The organism is Caballeronia sp. INML3B (assembly GCF_023631305.1).
GTDB classification, from domain to species: domain Bacteria; phylum Pseudomonadota; class Gammaproteobacteria; order Burkholderiales; family Burkholderiaceae; genus Caballeronia; species Caballeronia turbans.
In genome coordinates this window covers 13,680-31,951 of record NZ_JALQDI010000075.1, presented here as the reverse complement: position 1 = coordinate 31,951, position 18,272 = coordinate 13,680, and the positions used below count along the sequence as shown (strand labels likewise).

The 18,272-nt window shown below is 60.8% G+C and carries 24 protein-coding genes and 1 pseudogene; 14 read left to right on the top strand and 11 right to left on the bottom strand.

Going from position 1 to position 18,272, the window contains the following annotated elements:
• The 7 genes from NCS58_RS30950 to NCS58_RS30920 all read left to right on the top strand — a co-directional run.
• On the top strand, nucleotides 1-628 hold a 628-nt coding region (locus NCS58_RS30950), incomplete at its 5' end, for a TrbG/VirB9 family P-type conjugative transfer protein (protein ID WP_250478287.1).
• Between the two features lie 2 nt (nucleotides 629-630).
• Nucleotides 631-1,887 carry a TrbI/VirB10 family protein gene (locus tag NCS58_RS34425; protein ID WP_250478286.1) on the top strand — a complete coding sequence of 419 codons (1,257 nt, stop codon included), beginning with the start codon at nucleotides 631-633 and terminating at the stop codon, nucleotides 1,885-1,887.
• The gene (locus NCS58_RS30940; protein ID WP_250478285.1) at nucleotides 1,880-2,641 is read left to right on the top strand and encodes a lytic transglycosylase; all 762 of its coding nucleotides are present in this window, start codon (nucleotides 1,880-1,882) and stop codon (nucleotides 2,639-2,641) included. The genes NCS58_RS34425 and NCS58_RS30940 overlap by 8 nt, the downstream gene beginning before the upstream one ends.
• 40 nt (nucleotides 2,642-2,681) lie before the next feature.
• Nucleotides 2,682-3,068, top strand: a complete 387-nt coding sequence (locus tag NCS58_RS30935; protein WP_250538987.1) for a hypothetical protein — start codon at nucleotides 2,682-2,684, stop codon at nucleotides 3,066-3,068.
• A gap of 94 nt (nucleotides 3,069-3,162) precedes the next feature.
• On the top strand, nucleotides 3,163-3,348 hold the full coding sequence (locus NCS58_RS30930) for a hypothetical protein (protein WP_250538986.1): 186 nt from the start codon (nucleotides 3,163-3,165) through the stop codon (nucleotides 3,346-3,348).
• A 149-nt stretch (nucleotides 3,349-3,497) separates the two neighbouring features.
• Complete coding sequence (locus NCS58_RS30925) at nucleotides 3,498-4,160, top strand: hypothetical protein (protein WP_250538985.1); 663 nt, start codon at nucleotides 3,498-3,500, stop codon at nucleotides 4,158-4,160.
• Nucleotides 4,161-4,228: 68 nt separating this feature from the next.
• The gene (locus NCS58_RS30920; protein ID WP_250538984.1) at nucleotides 4,229-6,034 is read left to right on the top strand and encodes a phosphoadenosine phosphosulfate reductase family protein; all 1,806 of its coding nucleotides are present in this window, start codon (nucleotides 4,229-4,231) and stop codon (nucleotides 6,032-6,034) included.
• Nucleotides 6,035-6,064: 30 nt separating this feature from the next.
• Here the strand turns inward: NCS58_RS30920 and NCS58_RS30915 are convergent, their stop codons facing one another.
• Nucleotides 6,065-6,319, bottom strand: a complete 255-nt coding sequence (locus tag NCS58_RS30915) for a hypothetical protein (protein ID WP_250478242.1) — start codon at nucleotides 6,317-6,319, stop codon at nucleotides 6,065-6,067.
• 124 nt (nucleotides 6,320-6,443) lie between these two features.
• Nucleotides 6,444-6,989 (bottom strand): hypothetical protein, encoded by a 546-nt coding sequence (locus NCS58_RS30910; protein WP_250538983.1) that lies wholly within the window; start codon nucleotides 6,987-6,989, stop codon nucleotides 6,444-6,446.
• A gap of 133 nt (nucleotides 6,990-7,122) precedes the next feature.
• Between NCS58_RS30910 and NCS58_RS30905 the strand changes: the two genes are divergently transcribed.
• Nucleotides 7,123-7,398 (top strand): hypothetical protein, encoded by a 276-nt coding sequence (locus NCS58_RS30905; RefSeq protein WP_250478240.1) that lies wholly within the window; start codon nucleotides 7,123-7,125, stop codon nucleotides 7,396-7,398.
• Here the strand turns inward: NCS58_RS30905 and NCS58_RS30900 are convergent.
• Together NCS58_RS30900 and NCS58_RS34565 are read right to left on the bottom strand one after the other, a co-directional pair.
• On the bottom strand, nucleotides 7,392-7,964 hold the full coding sequence (locus NCS58_RS30900; RefSeq protein ID WP_250538982.1) for a GGDEF domain-containing protein: 573 nt from the start codon (nucleotides 7,962-7,964) through the stop codon (nucleotides 7,392-7,394). The genes NCS58_RS30905 and NCS58_RS30900 overlap by 7 nt on opposite strands.
• The gene (locus NCS58_RS34565; protein ID WP_409241830.1) at nucleotides 7,937-8,164 is read right to left on the bottom strand and encodes an MASE4 domain-containing protein; all 228 of its coding nucleotides are present in this window, start codon (nucleotides 8,162-8,164) and stop codon (nucleotides 7,937-7,939) included. Before NCS58_RS34565 ends, NCS58_RS30900 begins: the two co-directional genes overlap by 28 nt.
• 665 nt (nucleotides 8,165-8,829) lie before the next feature.
• Here NCS58_RS34565 and NCS58_RS30895 point away from each other — a divergent pair.
• A complete protein-coding gene (locus NCS58_RS30895; RefSeq protein ID WP_250478238.1) occupies nucleotides 8,830-9,045 on the top strand; it encodes a hypothetical protein in 216 nt (71 codons plus the stop codon).
• Between the two features lie 205 nt (nucleotides 9,046-9,250).
• On the opposite strand, the gene NCS58_RS30890 is transcribed toward NCS58_RS30895, so the two are convergent.
• On the bottom strand, nucleotides 9,251-9,415 hold the full coding sequence (locus tag NCS58_RS30890) for a DUF378 domain-containing protein (protein ID WP_284502480.1): 165 nt from the start codon (nucleotides 9,413-9,415) through the stop codon (nucleotides 9,251-9,253).
• Between the two features lie 522 nt (nucleotides 9,416-9,937).
• On the opposite strand from NCS58_RS30890, the gene NCS58_RS30885 reads away from it, so the two are divergent.
• The 5 genes and pseudogenes from NCS58_RS30885 (at nucleotide 9,938) to NCS58_RS34405 (ending at nucleotide 11,452) form a co-directional block, all read left to right on the top strand.
• The gene (locus NCS58_RS30885) at nucleotides 9,938-10,117 is read left to right on the top strand and encodes a hypothetical protein (RefSeq protein ID WP_250478236.1); all 180 of its coding nucleotides are present in this window, start codon (nucleotides 9,938-9,940) and stop codon (nucleotides 10,115-10,117) included.
• 229 nt (nucleotides 10,118-10,346) lie between these two features.
• Nucleotides 10,347-10,697 carry a hypothetical protein gene (locus tag NCS58_RS34420; protein WP_311394689.1) on the top strand — a complete coding sequence of 117 codons (351 nt, stop codon included), beginning with the start codon at nucleotides 10,347-10,349 and terminating at the stop codon, nucleotides 10,695-10,697.
• 121 nt (nucleotides 10,698-10,818) lie between these two features.
• Complete coding sequence (locus tag NCS58_RS34415) at nucleotides 10,819-10,992, top strand: hypothetical protein (RefSeq protein ID WP_311394688.1); 174 nt, start codon at nucleotides 10,819-10,821, stop codon at nucleotides 10,990-10,992.
• 38 nt (nucleotides 10,993-11,030) lie between these two features.
• A pseudogene (locus NCS58_RS34410) lies at nucleotides 11,031-11,174 on the top strand (hypothetical protein); the annotation flags it as partial.
• Nucleotides 11,162-11,452 carry a hypothetical protein gene (locus NCS58_RS34405; protein ID WP_311394687.1) on the top strand — a complete coding sequence of 97 codons (291 nt, stop codon included), beginning with the start codon at nucleotides 11,162-11,164 and terminating at the stop codon, nucleotides 11,450-11,452. The pseudogene NCS58_RS34410 and the gene NCS58_RS34405, both read left to right, overlap by 13 nt.
• 878 nt (nucleotides 11,453-12,330) lie before the next feature.
• On the opposite strand, the gene NCS58_RS30875 is transcribed toward NCS58_RS34405, so the two are convergent.
• The 6 genes from NCS58_RS30875 to ligD form a co-directional block, all read right to left on the bottom strand.
• Nucleotides 12,331-12,873 carry a hypothetical protein gene (locus tag NCS58_RS30875; RefSeq protein WP_250538980.1) on the bottom strand — a complete coding sequence of 181 codons (543 nt, stop codon included), beginning with the start codon at nucleotides 12,871-12,873 and terminating at the stop codon, nucleotides 12,331-12,333.
• Nucleotides 12,845-13,165, bottom strand: coding sequence for a DUF4148 domain-containing protein (locus NCS58_RS30870; protein ID WP_250478234.1), 321 nt, complete (start codon nucleotides 13,163-13,165; stop codon nucleotides 12,845-12,847). The genes NCS58_RS30875 and NCS58_RS30870 overlap by 29 nt, the downstream gene beginning before the upstream one ends.
• 6 nt (nucleotides 13,166-13,171) lie before the next feature.
• Nucleotides 13,172-13,381: a YjzC family protein gene (locus tag NCS58_RS30865; RefSeq protein WP_250538979.1), complete on the bottom strand. Its 210-nt coding sequence runs from the start codon at nucleotides 13,379-13,381 to the stop codon at nucleotides 13,172-13,174.
• 53 nt (nucleotides 13,382-13,434) lie between these two features.
• Entirely contained in the window at nucleotides 13,435-14,739 is a 1,305-nt protein-coding gene (locus tag NCS58_RS30860; protein ID WP_250538978.1) for a sodium:proton antiporter, read from the bottom strand.
• Between the two features lie 12 nt (nucleotides 14,740-14,751).
• On the bottom strand, nucleotides 14,752-14,952 hold the full coding sequence (locus tag NCS58_RS30855) for a tetratricopeptide repeat protein (protein WP_250478232.1): 201 nt from the start codon (nucleotides 14,950-14,952) through the stop codon (nucleotides 14,752-14,754).
• Nucleotides 14,953-15,443: 491 nt separating this feature from the next.
• The gene (gene ligD, locus NCS58_RS30850; protein ID WP_250538977.1) at nucleotides 15,444-17,954 is read right to left on the bottom strand and encodes a DNA ligase D; all 2,511 of its coding nucleotides are present in this window, start codon (nucleotides 17,952-17,954) and stop codon (nucleotides 15,444-15,446) included.
• Between the last annotated feature and the right edge of the window lie 318 nt (nucleotides 17,955-18,272).

Genomic DNA, 18,272 nt, shown 5'->3' with positions numbered 1-18,272 from the left:
AATCATCAAGCTTCAACACCGTGAACATCGACTCGGTAAAACCATCGCTGCCGCGCATCCGTTCCATCTCGCTCTCGCTAATGGCTTCAGATTCAACGTTCACCCCTTCACTCAGGATGACCGTTTGACGAGGTATTTCAACGACCTGCTAGTCAACACGCTGCATCTGACGACGAACCTCCGCGAGTACGACTTCACGCTTATCGCGTCGCCGGCGGGCGGCATGTTCTATCAGACGGTGCGCTTCCAGTACCCGCGAGCGCCGATGGCCCGCGTCAGTGCACGCGACGACGCGACGGCGAACGGCGCTCGTGGAGGTGCCGATTCGGGAAGCGTCAGTGTCGCGCCCGACAAGCTCAACTGGGACTACAGCGTCGAGGGCCGCGCCGAGTTCACGCCCGAAACCGTCTTCGACGACGGCCATGCGGTCTGGATGCGCATGCCTGCCAAAGCGCAGGAGTGGCCGGTTCCGTTCATCCTCGACCACGGCGATCGTGTCGTTGCGAACTTCATCCGCCGCGGGGACTTCCTGGTCCTGCAGCGTCTTGCCGACGAGATCGTTCTGCGTTCCGGCAAGGACGAGGTCACGGTGACGCGCGGTCGCCGTCGCTTGTTCGGAGTGTTCTGATCGTGGCAAAAAAACCGGACTCGGCGACGCCCAGCGCGGAGCAAGAAGCACTCGTCAAAGGCAAGACGCCGCGCCACGCGATCATGAGCATCGGCATTATGGCTGCTGTCGTCATCGGTGGGCTGGGCTTCTACTACGAACTGCAAGCCACCAACAAGGCGGACGAAGAGGCGCGCCTCAAAAAAGCGACCGCGCTCAAGTCGAGTACCGAAGCGCCGGCTGCTTCGAACAACAACGACATCGACCAGATGATCCGTCAGCAGCGCCACGCAGCGGCGTCGGAAGCTGCAGCGCGCGCAGCTTCTGAAGCAGCGGCTCCGAAGCCCGCCGTCAAGCCGATGCTGACCGGCGCTGACTTCCAGGATGAAGTCAAAGGCACGGGCACGGGCACGGACACGCGCGAGCTTTCTCGCCAAGCCGCGCAAGACGCGATCTATACGTCGTCGATCTTCAAACAGGCCGGCGCGTCGCGTTCGGCGAACCAAGCGACCGGCGTACTGCCCGCTGGCGTCCCTTCGTTGGATGAGGTGCGAGCTGCTCGGAACGCTGCGGGAGCGAACACACCTGATGCGATGGCGCTCGCCTTGGCCAAGCAGGGACAGGCGCCCGAAGATCGCGACCGCGCGTTCCTGCGCGATGCGGCTTCGCAAGGCGGCATCGAACGCACGACCTTCAATGGCCGGTCGACGGGTTGCACGTTGACGCCTCCGCACGTCATTCACGTCAAGACGGTCGAGGGGCTGAACTCGGACAAGCCGGGTCGCGTCTCGTCGATGGTGGACGAGGACATCTATGACAGCCTGCGCGGCGACTGTTTGATGATCCCGAAGGGCGCCTTCATCAATGGTATGTACAGCGCGGACGTCAAAGTTGGCCAAGAGCGTTTGCTGGTTGCTTCGACGAGTCTGCGTCTGCCCAACGGCAAGAGCGTGCCACTCAACGGCATGCAGGGTGCCGACCAGAACGGTTACGCCGGATTCTCGGGCGATGTGAACAACCACTTCCTGAAGATCTTCGGCGCGGGCTTCATTACGGCGATTTTGCTGAAGGCGTTCGACAGCAGTTCTCAGACGGCGACGACCGCGACGCCGAACGGCGTCACTACTTATGGTGACACGGCGGGGCAGGTCGCGGCAGCGACGGCCCAGACCGTCATGCAGCGCAACCAGAATATCCCGCCGACCATCACCGTAGAACCCGGCCAGAAGTTCCTGGTGCAAGTGACGCAGGACATAGTCATGGAGCCGTACCATGACTAAGGCATGGGCGGCTGCCTGCCTGTCTGCGATCGCGTTCGGCGCGCACGCGGCGACCATCGACTCGATCATCAGCCCGACGCGCATCGTGCTCGATGATGGCACGAAACGCGCGATCGTCGAGCTGCCCGGCGAACCCGTCTACGCATGTGGACTCAAGCCGTTTCTGGCGTGGGCAAACCGATTTGAGGGCCAAACGGTCGAGGCCACGGCTGGCGGTGTTGCGATCAACATCGACGGCTCGCCTATCAGCCTCGAAAGCCTCTTTGTAAAGGCGGGCTGGTTGCGCCCCGCGACGCTTACCGATGACGCCCAAGCGAGCATCACCGAGCGCCGAGGGGGCTGGTCGTGCGCATCCGCGCAGGCGCCGTTCGACGCGATGCACACCTCGGTCGATCCCAAGATTCTCGCTGGCATCGCGCTCAATGAGTCCGCATACAACGGTCGGGCATGGCCGTGGACGCTGAACGTCGCCGGTCGCGGCTTCTTCTTCCGCACGCGCGAGGACGCCTATCGCGCAGTCCGCTATCTGATCGGCAACGGTCGGTCGGACTTTGATGTCGGCATCATGCAGATCAACCGTAACCTTTTGATGCTGCTGCTCGCGGCAGCCGGCAGTCCGTCTCATTCGAACGCGGTGCGTCACCAGCCGCCAACGCAACAAGCCGCACCGGCCACTGCGCAATCGCAACCGCCGCGGCCGCCGGACCTGCGTCGCGCGTCCGCGTTCGATAACGGCCGTCTGCGTCGCATCTGACACCGGCTCATTCTCTTTCACTTCTTGATTGGAGCCTTCCATGGCCTATTCCTGCACTGATTTCGTTGACGACGTACTGAACGACATGGTGATCCGGAGCTGGATCAAACCCGAGCAGTACGGGCCTGACGACCCGCAAGCTCAGTGCGATGCGGTATTGGGTGCAATCGGCGACGCGGACGTATCGCTTCGTCTCGCTGCTGACGCCAAGCAGTTTCATGCCGAACTCCTCGATGCTGTCGAATCGCTCACCGGCGTCGCTGAGCAGCATGGCCCCCTCGCCCTCGCGAACGTCGTCTATCTTCAGACGGCCATATTGAAGGGCGGGGTGATCGAGCTCACGCGCGACGAAGCGGAAAACTTCGCTTTCGTCAGAGACCTGCCTTCGGGCTGTCGCTGGTGGCACAGCGTCAAGCTGATCGAGTAAGTGGCACAAATCGCTGTCCAATCTCTTTTTCTCAACCCTTGCGGGCAAGCGGCCCGCTCGGGTCGCTCCGCATTTCTTTGTGTGGAGTGTTTTCATGTTTGAAGCAGCCAAGCTAGGCGCATCGCCCGAGCAGTTTCCCAACCTCGAAGCGGCGATTGGCTACATCGCCGGCACCGCGACGTACGCGGGTGAAGTTCGCCCGTGGGTCCGGAACGTCGATACGAAGGTCTTCCTGATCATCGGCGGCAGAGTGCAACCGCAAAACGGGGTGCGCCAATGACGCCGCCGTGGTTGTAGCAATACGCCAGTGGCCAGAAGACCGGCTACGCGAAAGCGTTCATGTCGTACGCCGAGTACTACGGAGTCGACGGATCTGCCGACGATGACCCGGAAATCGAAGAGCGGATTGCCATGCACCGGTAGCCGCTCGTGGGTTATGCGAGTCGCACCGGCACACGCCGCAACCTGGCCGCACTGAAGGGCGCCGACTGGCGCTTGTTGGTCTCGGCCAAGGGCGAGTTGCGTACCGAGGGCTTCGATCGCTACGCGTTGGATAACGGCGCTTGGACCGCTTACCAGCAGGGCCAACCCTTCGACGAGCACGCGTTTTCTGTTGCTGTCGAACGGCTTGGCGAGCGGGCCGACTGGCTTGTCCTTCCGAACATTGTGATGGGCGGGATGGCCTCGCTCGACTACTCGTTGAAGTGGCTGGATCGACTTCGCGGTATGCCGTGCCGGATGCTGATCGCAGTTCAGAACGGTATGCAGGTCGACGACCTCGCCTCGCTTCTGTCGCCCGCTGTGGGCATCTTCATCGGCGGTTCAACGGAGTGGATAGAGCAGACGGCGCACGTGTGGGGGTCCCTCGCGCGGCGGCGTCACTGCAACTTGCACGTCGGTCGTGTGAACTCGGCGCGGCGCATCCGCATCTGCGCGGCCGCCGGTGCCGACAGCTTCGACGGTACTAGCGTGAGCCGGTACGCGAAGACGCTTCCTCGGCTGGATCGAGCAACACGGCAAGCGGACATGTTTGCCGCAGCGCACGACGGTCTGGAAGAGGCGCAACGAGCGACGGCCGACCTTTTGATTTGATTTGAATCATTAACCCATTCGGGAGCGAATCCCGAATGGGTCGCTCCTATATTCTTGGAGCGAGAGAAATGGAACAGGAAATCCTGTTGAAGATGGAAGCTGCGATCGGCGTTATGCAGCGTTACCTCGAACAGGGCCATAGCTTGAGCTGCGCCTATTCGGGCGGCAAAGACAGCACGTGCGCTCTGGTGTTGATGCTTGAGGCGATTCGCCGTGCCGGCGGCACGACCATCACCCACCATGTCCAGTCGGCAGACACGACCATCGAGAACCCAACGATCGCGAACTTCCTGCACTCAGTACTGGACGAGTTGCAGTTGTATATCGAAGCGTCGGCGTTGCCGGTGCAAGTCCACGTCACGACGCCGTCGTTGGCAAGCCAGTTTGTCGTCACGACCATCGGGCGTGGCACATTGGTACGGACGCCGGAGAATGGCGTGCGTGACGGTAGACGGACTCGAGCGTGCGCGGATGCTTGGAAGGTACAGCCGGGAGGTCGGCTCCGAACACTGCTTGAACGACGAGCGGCGGATGACGGTGCTCGCGAAGTTATAACGGTGCTCGGATTGCGCAAGGACGAAAGTACCTCCCGTGCGGTCGCCATGACCGAGCGACGCGACAGCGCCGAGGTTGCGGTCCGAAGCAGAACCGGGGCGCTGACCCTCAGCCCGCTAAGCGAATGGACGTCCGATGATGTGTGGACGATGCTCGCGCTGCTGGCCGCGGACGAAGGCATGACGTTTCCCTCGCCGTTGGCACCGAGCACTATTCACCGCCTGTCCGAGATCTACCGGGCAGGAAACGGTGGAACGTGCGGTGTCGTGGTGGGCGAATCGGGTGCTCGCGCCGCGTGCGGCTCGCGTTTTGGGTGCTCCTTCTGTTGCGTCGCCGGTGATCGCGACAAGTCGCTGGAGGCCATGATCGAGGATGAGCAATACGGGCATCTTCGACCGCTGAACGACTTCCGCAACTATCTGCTTGCGATCCAGTGGGACATGTCGCGACGCGAGTTGGTGGGCCGGTCGTTGAGTGACGCCGGTTACACGCGCATCCAGGCAGACACGTACAGCTACCTGACGCGCGTCGATCTTCTGAAAAAGCTCTGCAGTATTGACGCGGCCGAACGCGACCGCGCCGAAGCGCACTCGGGGGCACTGGTGACTGGTTTAATTCCCGATACGGAAGAAAACCGGGCGTTGTGTGAGCCGCAATTTGAATTCGTCACGCCACAGCAGTTGGTGGCGATCGACTTCTTTCTCTCGATGCATCATTACGCGCCGCATGCGTTTCCTGCACTGGCGGTTTGGCACGACGTGAACGTGCTTGGGCGTCGGTATCCGGTTCCGAAGCTCGACGGCTCGCCTAAGACCGACATCGTGCTGCACGGCTGGTATCCAGTTGGGCAGTACGACCGGGACGCACCGTCAGTCGGGCTGCGCTCGTTCGATGCAGAGCAGTGGAATCCGTACCGGCATCCGGGTCGGCCCGGGCGATATGCGAGGACGACTGGCGGCGAGCAGACGGTGTATTTCGAAGAAGCCTCGCAGTTTGAGGTGGACGCGGAAGCCGCCTGTGCGTTCGTGACGTGCACGTATGACACTGCTTTCATGTTGGATGCGCAGCATCGTAACGCAATCGAATCAGCGCATTTCTGGCTGAACGAAGGCATCGTGAAATTGCCGACCGGTATGGCGCAGCGGTATCAGGACATGGCCAAGCGCGGGCAGTACTTCGCGCGACTCGCTCAACGACTGAATCTGACGCCAGCAGATCTCGACGCGCATTTGGTCGAGAACGCCATCGGCGACGACGAGCATCAAGCATTGTTGGGCTGTGACACTACGCAGTTGAGTCTCTTTGCAGAAGCGGCGTAGCCGCAACCAAGTTTTTCAACACGTCCCAGGCTAAAACCCTGGGACGTTTTTTTTTGCGAGGTCGAAATCATCAAAGTTCGGCGCGGGTAGTGTTTCGCCCGGCTGCACTCCAAGCAGCCGCAGCGCGTGCATCATCGCCGCGCTTTCGCGAGCGAAATCAAGCCGGAGGGCCTCGCCTTCCATCGTGGCCTCTATGCCGGAGAACACGCTGAAGGCGTGCAGCGCGAGATTGAGCGCACGAGCGATTTCGCCGTCGCGCGTCTTTTCATCGAAAATCGGATTCATAGCTGCCCCCTGGGCTCGGCATCCCCCGTAAGCAGCAGACACCGTGCCGGGCGGGAGCGAACGCCTCACGTGCTTCGTGCTCGCACCGACGCGAGGGGGAAACGCCCTAAAAGTTTGGAGCCCTTCATTGAAACAATCTCGTTTCACCTGCGTTGATTGCGGCTTCTGCCAGCCCGTGCATCATCCTTGAGCCGATTATCTCTGGGAGGTCGGGCAATAGCTCCTTTTTGAGTTCGAGTACGGCCTTGGCGGTGTCGCAGCCATCGCCTTCGAGAAACGACTCTTCGAGGCTAAACCACATCAAGGTGACGTTGGTCCACTCGTCGCTTTCATAGCTTTTGCTCGAGGTCACGGCGATCACTCGTCCAAGACAAAAGAGGGCCAGCGCTATCCACCCGGGTTGTCGCGGGTCGCCTGTCAGCTTCCGATGCGCACGTGTAATTGCAAGAACGATGGGATCGTCAGGATGCGCCGGCCGATTCTTTCGGATCATCTGATCGATGAAGTCCACGAATTTCTGGTTTCGGAATGCTTGCTGCATGCCCTCTGCCCAAGCTTGCGGCGCCACGGCCTTCAATTGTTTGGCCATTCGTGCGGCGCCGAGCGGGGCCTCTCGTAGGGCTTGGGCGAGCTCATCCTCCCCTATGGCGTCAGCAACCTGACCGAACATTGATAATTGCTTCGCTCGCTAACGCGACGCGAGTGCGCGGGACTGTATAAATTGCTTAATACCTGTCGATCAGTATAAGTTACCTTTGATTCCGGTTACTATTTGGGAAACAAGGTGTGTACGGGGAGCCGGTATGGAAGCGGAACGGGAGGTTCTCTACAAGGGTTTTACGCTTTCGCCGATGGCCGTCGATGATGGCGATTTTTATACTGCGATGCTGATCGTGCGAGCGCCCGGTGGAGAAAGGCGAGCGAGCGGTATGCTGGGTCAATTTCCCTGCGCTTTATCGGCGACCCAATACGCGCTTGCTTATGGGATGGCGGAGGTTGATCACCGGGAACTGCCGATTTTGGATTGGCCGGTCAGGATCCGCGTACCGCTTGCAGGGCGCCGCTTAAGAGCTTATTGACCGAAACGATGCTGGGTCACTTCCCGCCTGCTACCCTCCGTTCGTATCTCGCTAACTTCTGCCGCATCGACCACCCGGTTGCGGCCGCGCTCCTTCGCCCGGTACAGCGCAGCGTCTGCGAGGTTGAGCAGCGCCGGCGCCGAATCCGGCGAGGTGGGGAGCGAGCACGCAAGACCAATTGATACTGTCACCGGCCCACCGTTTGAGGATGCTGACGGGATGCCAAGTGTTTCGATCGCGGACCTCAGCGACTGCGCGACGCCCAGCCCTGCCGTTGCCTTACAGGCCGGAAGCACCATGACGAACTCTTCGCCGCCGTAGCGCGCCACGTAGTCGCTTTGCCGCCGCAATGTGGTCGAGAGTGTGCGCGCGACCCGGCGCAAGCAGTCGTCGCCGGCAAGATGCCCGAAGGTATCGTTGTATTGCTTGAAATGATCAACGTCGATGAGTAAGACGCAAAGCGGCTGGTCGCTGTCAGATGCGAACGAAAAATCGCGCGGGAATCGATCGTCGAAGTAGGCGCGGTTGAAGACCCCCGTCAGACCATCGCGCGCCGACGTCTCCACCAGTCTCTTTTATGCGTCTCGGACAGTCGCCGGTATAGGCCGGTCGTCTCGTAGATCAACATCCCGAGGACTGCACTCGACGAAATCATCGACGCTGCGCGCGCCGCGTACCAGCCCACGCTATAACGCGCCCCGGCAGACAACGTGAGCGTCACATCGATAAGCGTGCCGAGGAGCGCGACGGCGAGCCACAAGTCCATCAACGAGCGCAGTCGAGTCGTGCTGTCAGGCCTTCGGTCAGCGTCACCCATGTCGCGAACACAGGCAGGAACGGGGGAATAACCGGCCCAGGACTTTTCGCATATGGCCAGACAAAGACGGCGCCACTCATTGCGAGCAAGGCCACGATCGCCGCCATAACTCGATGCCGGAGGGTGGATGGCAGGTGAATCAGCGTTGTTTGCATTTGGTGAGCGTGCAAATGCGGCCGGTTGCGGCCGTCGCCCTTAACAATTCATCGGAAGGTTCCGCTTTTACGGTCGGAGCGCTGGCTTCTTGAGAGCGCCGCCAGCACAATGCGCGCCGGGGTTGGCTTAGCCGTTGCTATTGGCTAGATGGCAGGCAACATTAGAAAAGTTCGATGCCATGAAAGTTACGATCGTTTCGTATGGCGCTCCTCCGCCGGGGCATGAGGAGGACATGCGCAGGTTCTGCTTCCAGACGGAAGACGGCCCGAGCCCGCCGAGACGTCACTCAATCTCCCTGCGCACCGCCCGAGTCATTCTGGAAAGCAACCCTCCCGACGACGCGCTTACCAAAATGCTGCGCGCTATCGTGAGCACTGCCAGCGGGGACTACGACGGCCTTATTGGAAAAACCTACACAGACAACGGTGATGCCCCCTATGCGCGAAGGCGTAGAAACGATGAAGGTCGAGCACGGTGATTGGACCATCGACTCGCGGCCACAACAAATGGGCCACCATTGGCATTCGTGGTGCGAGATTGAACGCCGGCCAACGGACGACGGGGTCGGTGGGGAAATTTTCCATTTGTCCGATATCGGCCACTTCGACACGCAACAGGCGGCCTACGCCCGAGCCGTTTCATGGGCAAAGGCGTGGATAGAGGCGAACTTCTAACGCGGGTGACCTGGAGGCAACGGGTTTGCGTTCGCGCTCACATCTTATCGACAGGCTTGCCGATACGCGCTCAGTAAAAAACGGGTTATTGTGGTGGTCGTTGTGCGGCCAGATGAAATTGAAGACCTAAAGCGACTGTTCGGAAAGGAAAAAGGACGACGGTGCGCCCGTCGTCCATGCGCTGTGGCACTCCTGCCAGCGTTCCTCAGGACGCTAGATGATGATCGCGCGCGGGCATGAATGCGCGGATCAGCATATAGAGGCCCGAGAGGCCCACGAGGACATACACGATGCGCGCGCCGGGCGAACCCGCGCGGAAGATGGCCGCGACCAGGTCGAACTGCAAGAGTCCAACGAGCCCCCAGTTCAACGCGCCGATGACGAAATCCCGTCGACTGGATCACGGGTGCGCTCGTCATGAACGGCGACGTTACCTTTCGAAGTGATGGTTGGCATCTCTATGCTCCGGAAATGGATCGACTAGTAGAAGCGTGTCCTACGGTGACTGCGCCTTGCCCGAGCCGAGCTCCGCGCCGGACCGCGCACGTCGTGGGTTGTCATGCTTTAAATCTCACAGCGACTGAGAGGAGCGGGCCTTCGTCACTTGCAGTCGGGCTGCTGCGAGCCTCAGCGCTTGAACATCGCGCTGGCGGGAAGCGGCGAAACCGCGCCGCATAACGGTTAAGGGTCAACAAAAACTCGTCGGGAAACGCCAAGTTTTTGAGTATTGGATGCACCTAGGAATCCGTACTTTTCTTTCAGCACTCAACGTGCCGTTGCCGAACGAAAAAACGGGAACGACAGTTGCAAAACGCTCATGCACCGCGGTTCAATGTTCAGGTCGCAGGCCGCTCATTGGTTCCTTTCATCGTTAACCGTTCAAGGAGCCGTCATGGCAGCCAAAACTACCCAGGACCTCTTCGTCCATGCACTATTCGAGCACCGCGCCGAGAAGCTACTGAACCGCGCGCTGCTCAAGCTCGCGCGCGCCAGCACACCGAGTCGCGTCTTTAAGCCCGGACGACACGCCCGCAAGGCGTCTTGTGACGATCGACAGCGAAAATCCGAGTAATTGAGAGTCCGACAGCGCATGAAGACGCGCTCGGCGGGCGCCAAGGGCAGCCCCCCGATGAGCTGCTCCCGGAATCCATCGCGCCGCAACTCGCCACGCTCGCGAGCCGACCGCCCGCGAGCGGCGACTGGCTGTGGGAGATCAAGTTCGACGGCTATCGGTTGATGTGCCGAATAGAAGGCGGACGCGCGAACTGATCACGCGTGGTGGACACGACTGAACGGACAAGATGCGGACACTGGCGACTGTCATCGAAGGCATGCCGGTCGACAACGCCTGGCTCGACGGAGAGGTGGTTGTGCTGACTAAAAGCGGGGTGCCCGACTTCAACACACTGCAGAACGCGTTCGACCGGCGCAGTACGGCGCAACTGACCTTTTTCGCATTTGACATTCCCTTCTTGAACGGCAAGGCCCTCCGCGACGTGCCGTTCGCACAGCGCAGAAACTGCTCGGGGAGTCAATCAGCCAGACATCAAGCAAGCGCATCCGTTTTAGCGAATCGTTCACGGAGGACCTGCAATCCCTGCTGGTCCGCGCCTGTCGGATGCGGCTGGAAGGCATATCGGCAAACGCGTTGATGCGCCGTATCGATCCGGTCGCTCGACGGCTTGGATCAAGCTCAAATGCTTGCTCAGGCAAGAGTTTGTCGTGGGTGGGTATATGCGGCAAGTGGGCGCAAAGTCCGGGATGCGCTCGTTAATGCTCGGCGTGCACGAGCGCGACGGCAGTTTGCGCTTCGCCGGAACAGTGAAGGCGGAGCTGAAGCCGCGTCCGCTTGCGGAACTGGAAAAAAAAGCGGCGAAACTCCTTCGGGACAATCCGCCTTTCTATAACCCGCCCCCGCGCGAAAAAGATCCCGACTTCGTTGGCTAGCGTCCGAACTCGTCGTTGAAGCGTCGTTCCTTGAATGGACGCCGTCGGGCGAGGTTCGTCATCCCGTTTTCCAAGGCATGCGCGAGGACAAGCCCGCCACCGCCGTGACCGAAGAGACGGTGGTCGAGGTCGATGAACCGATGAACCCGAGAGCGCGGTCGCGCACTAGATGGCGCGACTGACGCGTGAGCGCTTCTCCGCGGTCCTCGGACCCAAGAACCGGGTAAAAAAGATCTTCATCGACTACCTGCGCAACAGCAGAGGGGCAAGCACGGTCGCGGTGTTCTCAGCACGCGCGCGATCAGGCATGGGGGTGTCGATGCCCATTTGGCTTTCACCGCACGCGGCAAGGCATTACGGTGGCGATGCGAAGGGCGGTCGGCCTGCGCTGACCGGTGCAGCATCAGACTTGCTGTTGCCTGCCGCAATTATCGAGCACGGCGGCACGATTAAAAACTGATTCCGCGAGCCCCCGAAAAGCATGCGACAGCTTGGCTTTTCTACGACGATACCGCCGCCTTCTCAGACGACTGTCGTATTTTCATTGACGTCACGCTGAAATTTACACGCTTAAACCGCAGTGTTTGTATTTCTCGCGGGAAGCGATCGGCACGCTGTGTGCAGATGTGGAGGTACTGGCGGTACATGAGGAACCGATCCCCGGTGACATCAGGTCGTGCAGGTCTCGGACGGCACGCATACCGTGGTGCTGTGGGAGGCACCCGAGCCGGACCTTTCTGTGCGGCCGCGTATGCAAGCGATGCTGACCATTCGTCTTTGCGATCCACTGAATCCCGTGCGTAGGAAAGATGTCTGCGAGCGCTTGCAGTCGCACCTAAGCGCAATGCGCAATGAGAAGCGCGCTGCACGTGAGCGACCGCGTGCGCATGGCTGGGGCGTGCAAGCCGCCGCGTAGCGCCTGCGCGCGAATCAGGCAACGCTGTCTCAATGTCAGCAGAAGACGTACTGCGCAACGGGCGGTGCCATTAAGAGAGCTCGTTCCGTTGCCGTCCTACTGCATCGACACGTACACTTCTTTCCGTGGCGTTGAAACGAAAACTCGAGTCGCACAATGGCAGTCACCGAGCTTCCGGCCCAACCTCACGCCTATCCGGACAAGCGGTTGCCGCGCGTGCGTCGCAGGTTTCGTCGCTGCGCTTCGACAGATTAGTCGTTACGGGGAAGTTGTTGCTGTCCAGCGATACAGAGACGGTGTAGGAAGTTGACGCAGTAGTAGTCATCGAAGCCCCGGCCGGTCATCGGTCGGGGCTTCGTCCTTTTTGGCGCGGCGCTGCAGCGGAACATAGTGCGTGGGGGAATCCAAGCGTACGGGGTAAATCAAACTGAGGCAAAGACGACGCGCCCTTCCTTTTTCAGGCCGGCATCATTCGGCTCGATGATCCAACATTCGAGTTCGGGGTAAGCAAGCCGACGATACACGCTGGTTTCCAGCAACTCGCCGCGAAACCGGCGGTATAGAAGGTGCCCAGAGAAGTAGTACTGCGGCTCAAACGAAGAAGGCGCTGTTGAGGGAACGGCTCCGCGGAAAGTCGTGCGCTTGTCTGCTTCAAACGTCGTCCATAGTTCGCTGCGCGCCGGCAGCAGCGTCGCGGGCCTCACCGCGTCCGTTACGGCGTATCCCCAGCCCGCTTTCGGCAGCGCGTGCCGTGCGCCGATCTTCGTACACTTAATTTCAAACGCGCTGCTGACGACCTCGAAGTCCCAGTCGCATCGATTCTCCACGGCGAACGTCACCTTCCCTGGGGAGCCTGGGATGATGCGAGCCTTGCTGATCGCAATTGACAGTTCCCGCGCGTGCGTCGTTTGGGTCGACTCGTAGTCGGTCACCGGTTCACTGAGTTCTTGTTGGCATGCATTCATGCTGATACCAGTAGTCGACGAGGCGCTGCGCGTACTGCAGGTCTTCGGGATAGTGGGGGTCGTCCCAAAACGGTGAAGGGTCATATCCCGCCTTGCGCAACGCGGCTAACTCTGACTGGTGCTCAGCCATCGTGGGGCTCGGGTTCGTCCTCAGTGCAGTCAGGTCATGGCACTCGCGGTCGGTCAGGTACCTGCCGGGCGGCGGCATCTCGCCGACGGTGCAACCGGCGAGCAAGGACGCCGACGCAAAGGCGATCAGACAGTGTTTGCAGGTCGCGCCCACGATGGCCATCCGCGTTTAGTCGCCGCTGCCGAGTTCGCTGTGCTTGTGCGAGTGCGTGGCCGCGTGAACGAGCTCATAGTGAGCGCCTTTGCCGCTCCGGGTCGGCGGGAAATGCTCACCCTCGACGCACGTCACCTCGAAGCCGGATCCGCCGTCGCCTTCCTTCACTACCCTGTAGATGCCCGAGGTTTGCACCTTCTCGCCGGGTTTGTGCTGCTCTGCCATAGTTTCCTCCTTGCGGATACAGCGTATAGAGAGCAAAGACTGTTCCGGCACGATCACTTGCGGCTGAGGTAGCGATCGAGGAGGGGGGTGGCGCTGGCGCCATGCACAAACACCGACAGTACGATGGCCGCAAGCGTGATCGGAAGCATTGGGCCAACGCGGTCGTGCCCCGCCTCTTCGACGGAAAACAGCAGGTAGTAGAACGCGCCGACGCCGCGCAGGCCCAACCATCCCGACAGAAACCGCTGATGGCGGTCCATCGACGAGCCAACGAGAGAGAGCGTGCTGCCGAGTGGCCGGGCCACAATAAACAGGAAAAGCACCGGCCAGACAACGGACCAATGAATTAGCTCTCGCCAATGCGCAGATACGACGCTGCCGATGATAACCATCAGACCCAGTTCGACAAAGCGTTCGATCTCGACCGAGAAGCCCATCATGTTTTCCGCGATATACGCATGAGCCAGTTCCGGATCTTTGGCGGCTTCCTCCTGCTCGCCCCGCTCGACTGATTCCAACACCTCGCTTGGCGGCTTGTCACCGGTTGCCTTCATTTCCTGCCGCCGTAGCGCGACGCCGGCGGCGAAGACTGCGATGAAGGCGTAGCCATCGACGATCAGCGTCGCACCGTAGGCCAAGGCAACGAGCCCGAGCGCCAGAAAGCCTTCCAGCCCCAGCGCATGATCGTACTTCGTGCGCAGTTTCGTCACTAGCACGACCACCCCGGTGCCCAAGGCCCAGCCGAAGAAGAGCGCGCTCGCCAGCCCCCACGCGATCGCAAGGGCGAACGTCCAGGGGTTTCCGCTGCCCAGACTGCTGACTGCGCAAAGCGCCAGCGCAATGTAGACCATCGGAGAAGCCGCGCCGTCGTTGAGTCCGCCCTCCGATGACAGGGCGAAGCGCAGTGGCTCATCGTCGCCGGCTTCCTCGACGCGCAGTTCGTTGGCCAGAACCGGGTCGGTTGGTGCAAGCGCAGACGCCAGCAGCAACGCCGGGCCTGCGGCAAGCCCGAGACCCCATCGTGCGCCGGCGAACATGATTGCGATGGTGATCAGCATCGCGGGGCCGGCGAGGCGTAACGTCAGTCGCCAAAGCGGGTCGGAGAGCTCCACGCGCAGATACATTCCGATGGCGAAAAGGGACACGACAAGTCCCGCTTCGGTGAGCGTGCGAAGTAGGCGCACGTCGCGCTCGATGTCGATCGTCAACAGCCCAGCGCACGCCGGACCAAGCAGGAAGCCGACGACGAGGTACACCATTGCGCCGGTCATCGGCAGCCGCTCGACCAGTTTGCGGCCTAGCGCCATTAGCACCATCAATGCCCCGACGATCAGGAACCAAACGGCTTCGATCGTCATCAGCGTCTCCTATTAGAGCTTCTCCAGTCTGGGGAACTGATTGAAGTGGCGAATCGCCAGGGTCGCCTCGCCCAGTTCTTCATAGATGCGCGCGGCGTTGAAGTGGGCATCTGCGAAGTCGGGGTCGTGTTCGATGCAACGCTCATATGACTGCAATGCTTCGCGGAAGCGGCCGGAATCTTCAAGCGCCACGCCGATGTTGAACAGAAGCACCGGGTCGTTCGCGCGGTATCGCAGCGCCTCTTGATACACCGCGATGCCCTTTCATTCTCAGCCCGTCGCAGGTGTGGCGGCCGTCGCCATCGGGCAGTTCAACGTCGGCTCGGATCACATCGAAGAGGAGGCTGCCCGCCAATGCGCGTGCGGTCTTACAGTCGTATGCGACGAAAGGTTCGTGACCATCTGCTCGATGAGCGCGGCCAGTCCCTTTGCAAAGTCACAATCGTCGTCCAGAACGAGAATTCTCATGGTGTTTCCCAGCAACGCTGCGATTTTTGATCCGTTGCGAGCACGGGCTCAAGCATAGAGGATGCCAACCAATGAACACTGCAGCCAGGTCGCGTCGCGAAAGCCGTCGGTTGTTGTGGAGCGAGCTCTGCCTATGCCATCTTTTCAACGGGGCAGGAATGTGTGCGGGCGTCGGATCAAAGCGGGGCGGCGAAAAAGGGCCGATGGCGTAAGTTGACTTGCCGAGCCTACGGTTCTCAAGCGAGACGCTCGATCGCCGACGACAAAGATTGTCCGGTCGACCAGAAATCCGTCCAGGGGTCCCGCGACTGAAAACTGAGGTATTCGCGCGCCGTCTGGACATTCCATTGGGCGCCGCTCTTCAGCTCGGTGAGCTGCTCCCACGCGAGCGGCATGGAAACGCCCATGCCCGGCCGGGCGCGCGCCGAGAATGCCGCTGCAGTCGTCTGTCCTTTCCCGTTGCGCAGATAGTCGACGTAGACCTTGCCCAAACGATTCGCAGGCCCGGATACCGCGGAGAAGCGCTCGGGAATCGTCTTGGCAAGGTGTCGGACGAACGCCTGCGAGAACGACTTCACCGTCAGATAATCCAACTCTGGAGTGAGCGGTACGACCACATGCAGGCCCTTCCCGCCGCTCGTCTTGAGCCACGCCTCAAGGTCCAGTTCTGACAGCAGCGTGCGAACGAGCAGTGCCGCCTCCTGGACGTGGTTCCATTTCACGCCCTCGCCGGGATCGAGATCGAACACAACCCGGTCGGGTTTGTCGAGCTGGCGGACGATTGAATTCCACGTATGAAATTCGATCGTGTTCATTTGCGCGGCGGACAGCAAGGCGTCTGCCGTATCGACTGTCAACAGCGGCGGATGATTGGGCCAAAGTTCGCGATTGTGCGCAGTCAGGCCGGGCATAGCCGTGCGCTCGACATGCTTTTGGAAAAACAGGTTGCCCGCCACACCTTCGGGCGCGCGAACCAGGGCTACGGGCCGGTCCTTTAGGTGCGGCAACATCCACTCGGCTACGCTTGCGTAGTAGCGAACCAGGTCGGCCTTCGTAATCGCCGCCGACGCATCGATGACTCTTTCCGGGTGAGTGATCTTAAGCTGCGGCGAAGGCTCTGCCAGCTGCGTCTTGCCTCCCTCTCGGACGACGCTGCGTGCGGGCTTATCAAGGCGCAGACCTTTAAACGATGATTGTCGTATGACACCGTCACCTGTCCATTCGGCGAACTCCACTTCGGCGACCATGGTCGGCTTGAGCCACCGTTCGCTGCCTGCAGCACGTCTGGACCATCGTCGTGCCTTGGCAACCTGCACGTCGAAGGGCGCCGCGTCGATCTCCAGCCCAATCAGGCGATTCCAGAGATCTCGAGCGGTCTTCGAGTCCCAGCCGGTGCCGACGCTTCCCGCGTCATGAAGCTTGTCGCCCACGTAATATCCAAGCAACAGGCTGCCGACCTCGCCGGATTTACCGCCGCGGCCGGTCATGCCGCAGATGACCAGTTCCTGCCGGAGTCGGGCCTTTGCCTTCAACCACGATTCCGTGCGTCCCGACTCATACGGCGCATCGCGCCGTTTGAGCACAAGACCTTCCAGCCCTAGCCCGGCGGCAGCCGCGAAGACCTGTGCGGGAGGTGCGTTAAAGTCCTGACTGAACAGAAGCTGCTCTCCTGCGTTTTCGAGAACCGTAGCCAGTCGCGCTCGCCGTGCCCAAACCGGCACTCTCCTGAAATCTTCGCCGTCCAGGTACATCAGATCGAACAGGAAGAACACGATGGCTTGGTTGTTTCGCCCGTCAATTGCATTCTGAAGTGCCGAGAAGCTCGGGATGCCGTCTTCGAGTACGACAATTTCGCCGTCGAGCCACGCGCTCACGACCGGGAGTTCTTTGATCGCGGCGGTCAGGGCCGGAAACTTCACGGTCCAGTCGTGTCCGTTCCGCGTGAAGAGCTTCACTCGACCCTTGTTGATTCGAGCCAGCAGGCGGTAACCGTCCAACTTCGTCTCGGTGATCCAGTCGCCGCTTTTGGGAAGCGCACTTGCCAGTGTGGCAAGCTGCGGTTCGAGTTTTGCCGGTAGCGGGGCCGGCACTGCGGCGGATAGGTCGATCTTCGACTCCTTGGCGCGCGGGCGTGCGGTTGTCTTCGGCTCGCGTTCTTCAAGAAGCCCCAGCGGATTGGCGACGATGCTGTCGGGCAGCGCCTTGATAACGTCGTATTCTTCAAGCGGGCGAGCCCACTCGTCTCGCTTCTTGAACAACATCCATTGGTCCTGCTTGTCGCCCGGCTTGGAAATGCGCACCAGCTCCCATAAGCCGGCAAGCTTCTCACCGTGCAGGCGAAAAACGAGCTTGCCTACCTCCATGCCTTTGGCGGCGTCGCCTACCGGCTCCCACGTTCCGTGGTCCCACACAATGACCTTGCCGGCGCCATATTGCTTAGGCGGGATCGTGCCTTCGAAGCCCGCATAGGAGACTGGGTGATCCTCGACTCGCACCGCCATCTGCTTTTTGCTGGGGTCGTAGCAGGGACCTTTAGGCACGGCCCAAGAGAGCAGTACGCCGTTAAGTTCGAGGCGAAAGTCATAGTGCAGACGGCTCGCCCAGTGTTTTTGGACGACGAAGCTGAGTTTGCGTGCGCGGAGGGGAGTCTCGGTGGTAGACGCAGGCGGCTCGGGCGTGACACTGAAGTCCCGCTTCTTTCGATAGCGGGCGAGGGGAGGCGCAGTAATGTCGCGGGGCGAGGCCATGACACAATCAGTAAGTGCGGCTGCGGCCGATGGTCACTGCCCGCAGCGACGCGCGGATTGAAGAACAGCAGCGCCCGCGGGCACGGCGAGTTTCGCGCCTTTCAGCTCGATCAGGTCGATGTTTGGCATGGGTCCGGGTCCGCCCTGTCGCCGTCTCCCGTCTTGATGCGCGTCGTGCCTGGCGTCGCGAGAGGGTCGTTCGCGAGGAGCGGTCCTTGACCGATTTACCAATGAGGCCCTCCGACTTTTCGGTGTTGAGGCTCTTAGCAGTCTTAGCCACGGTGCGCTCCAGGCGAGATTGACGGAAGGAGCAAAGCG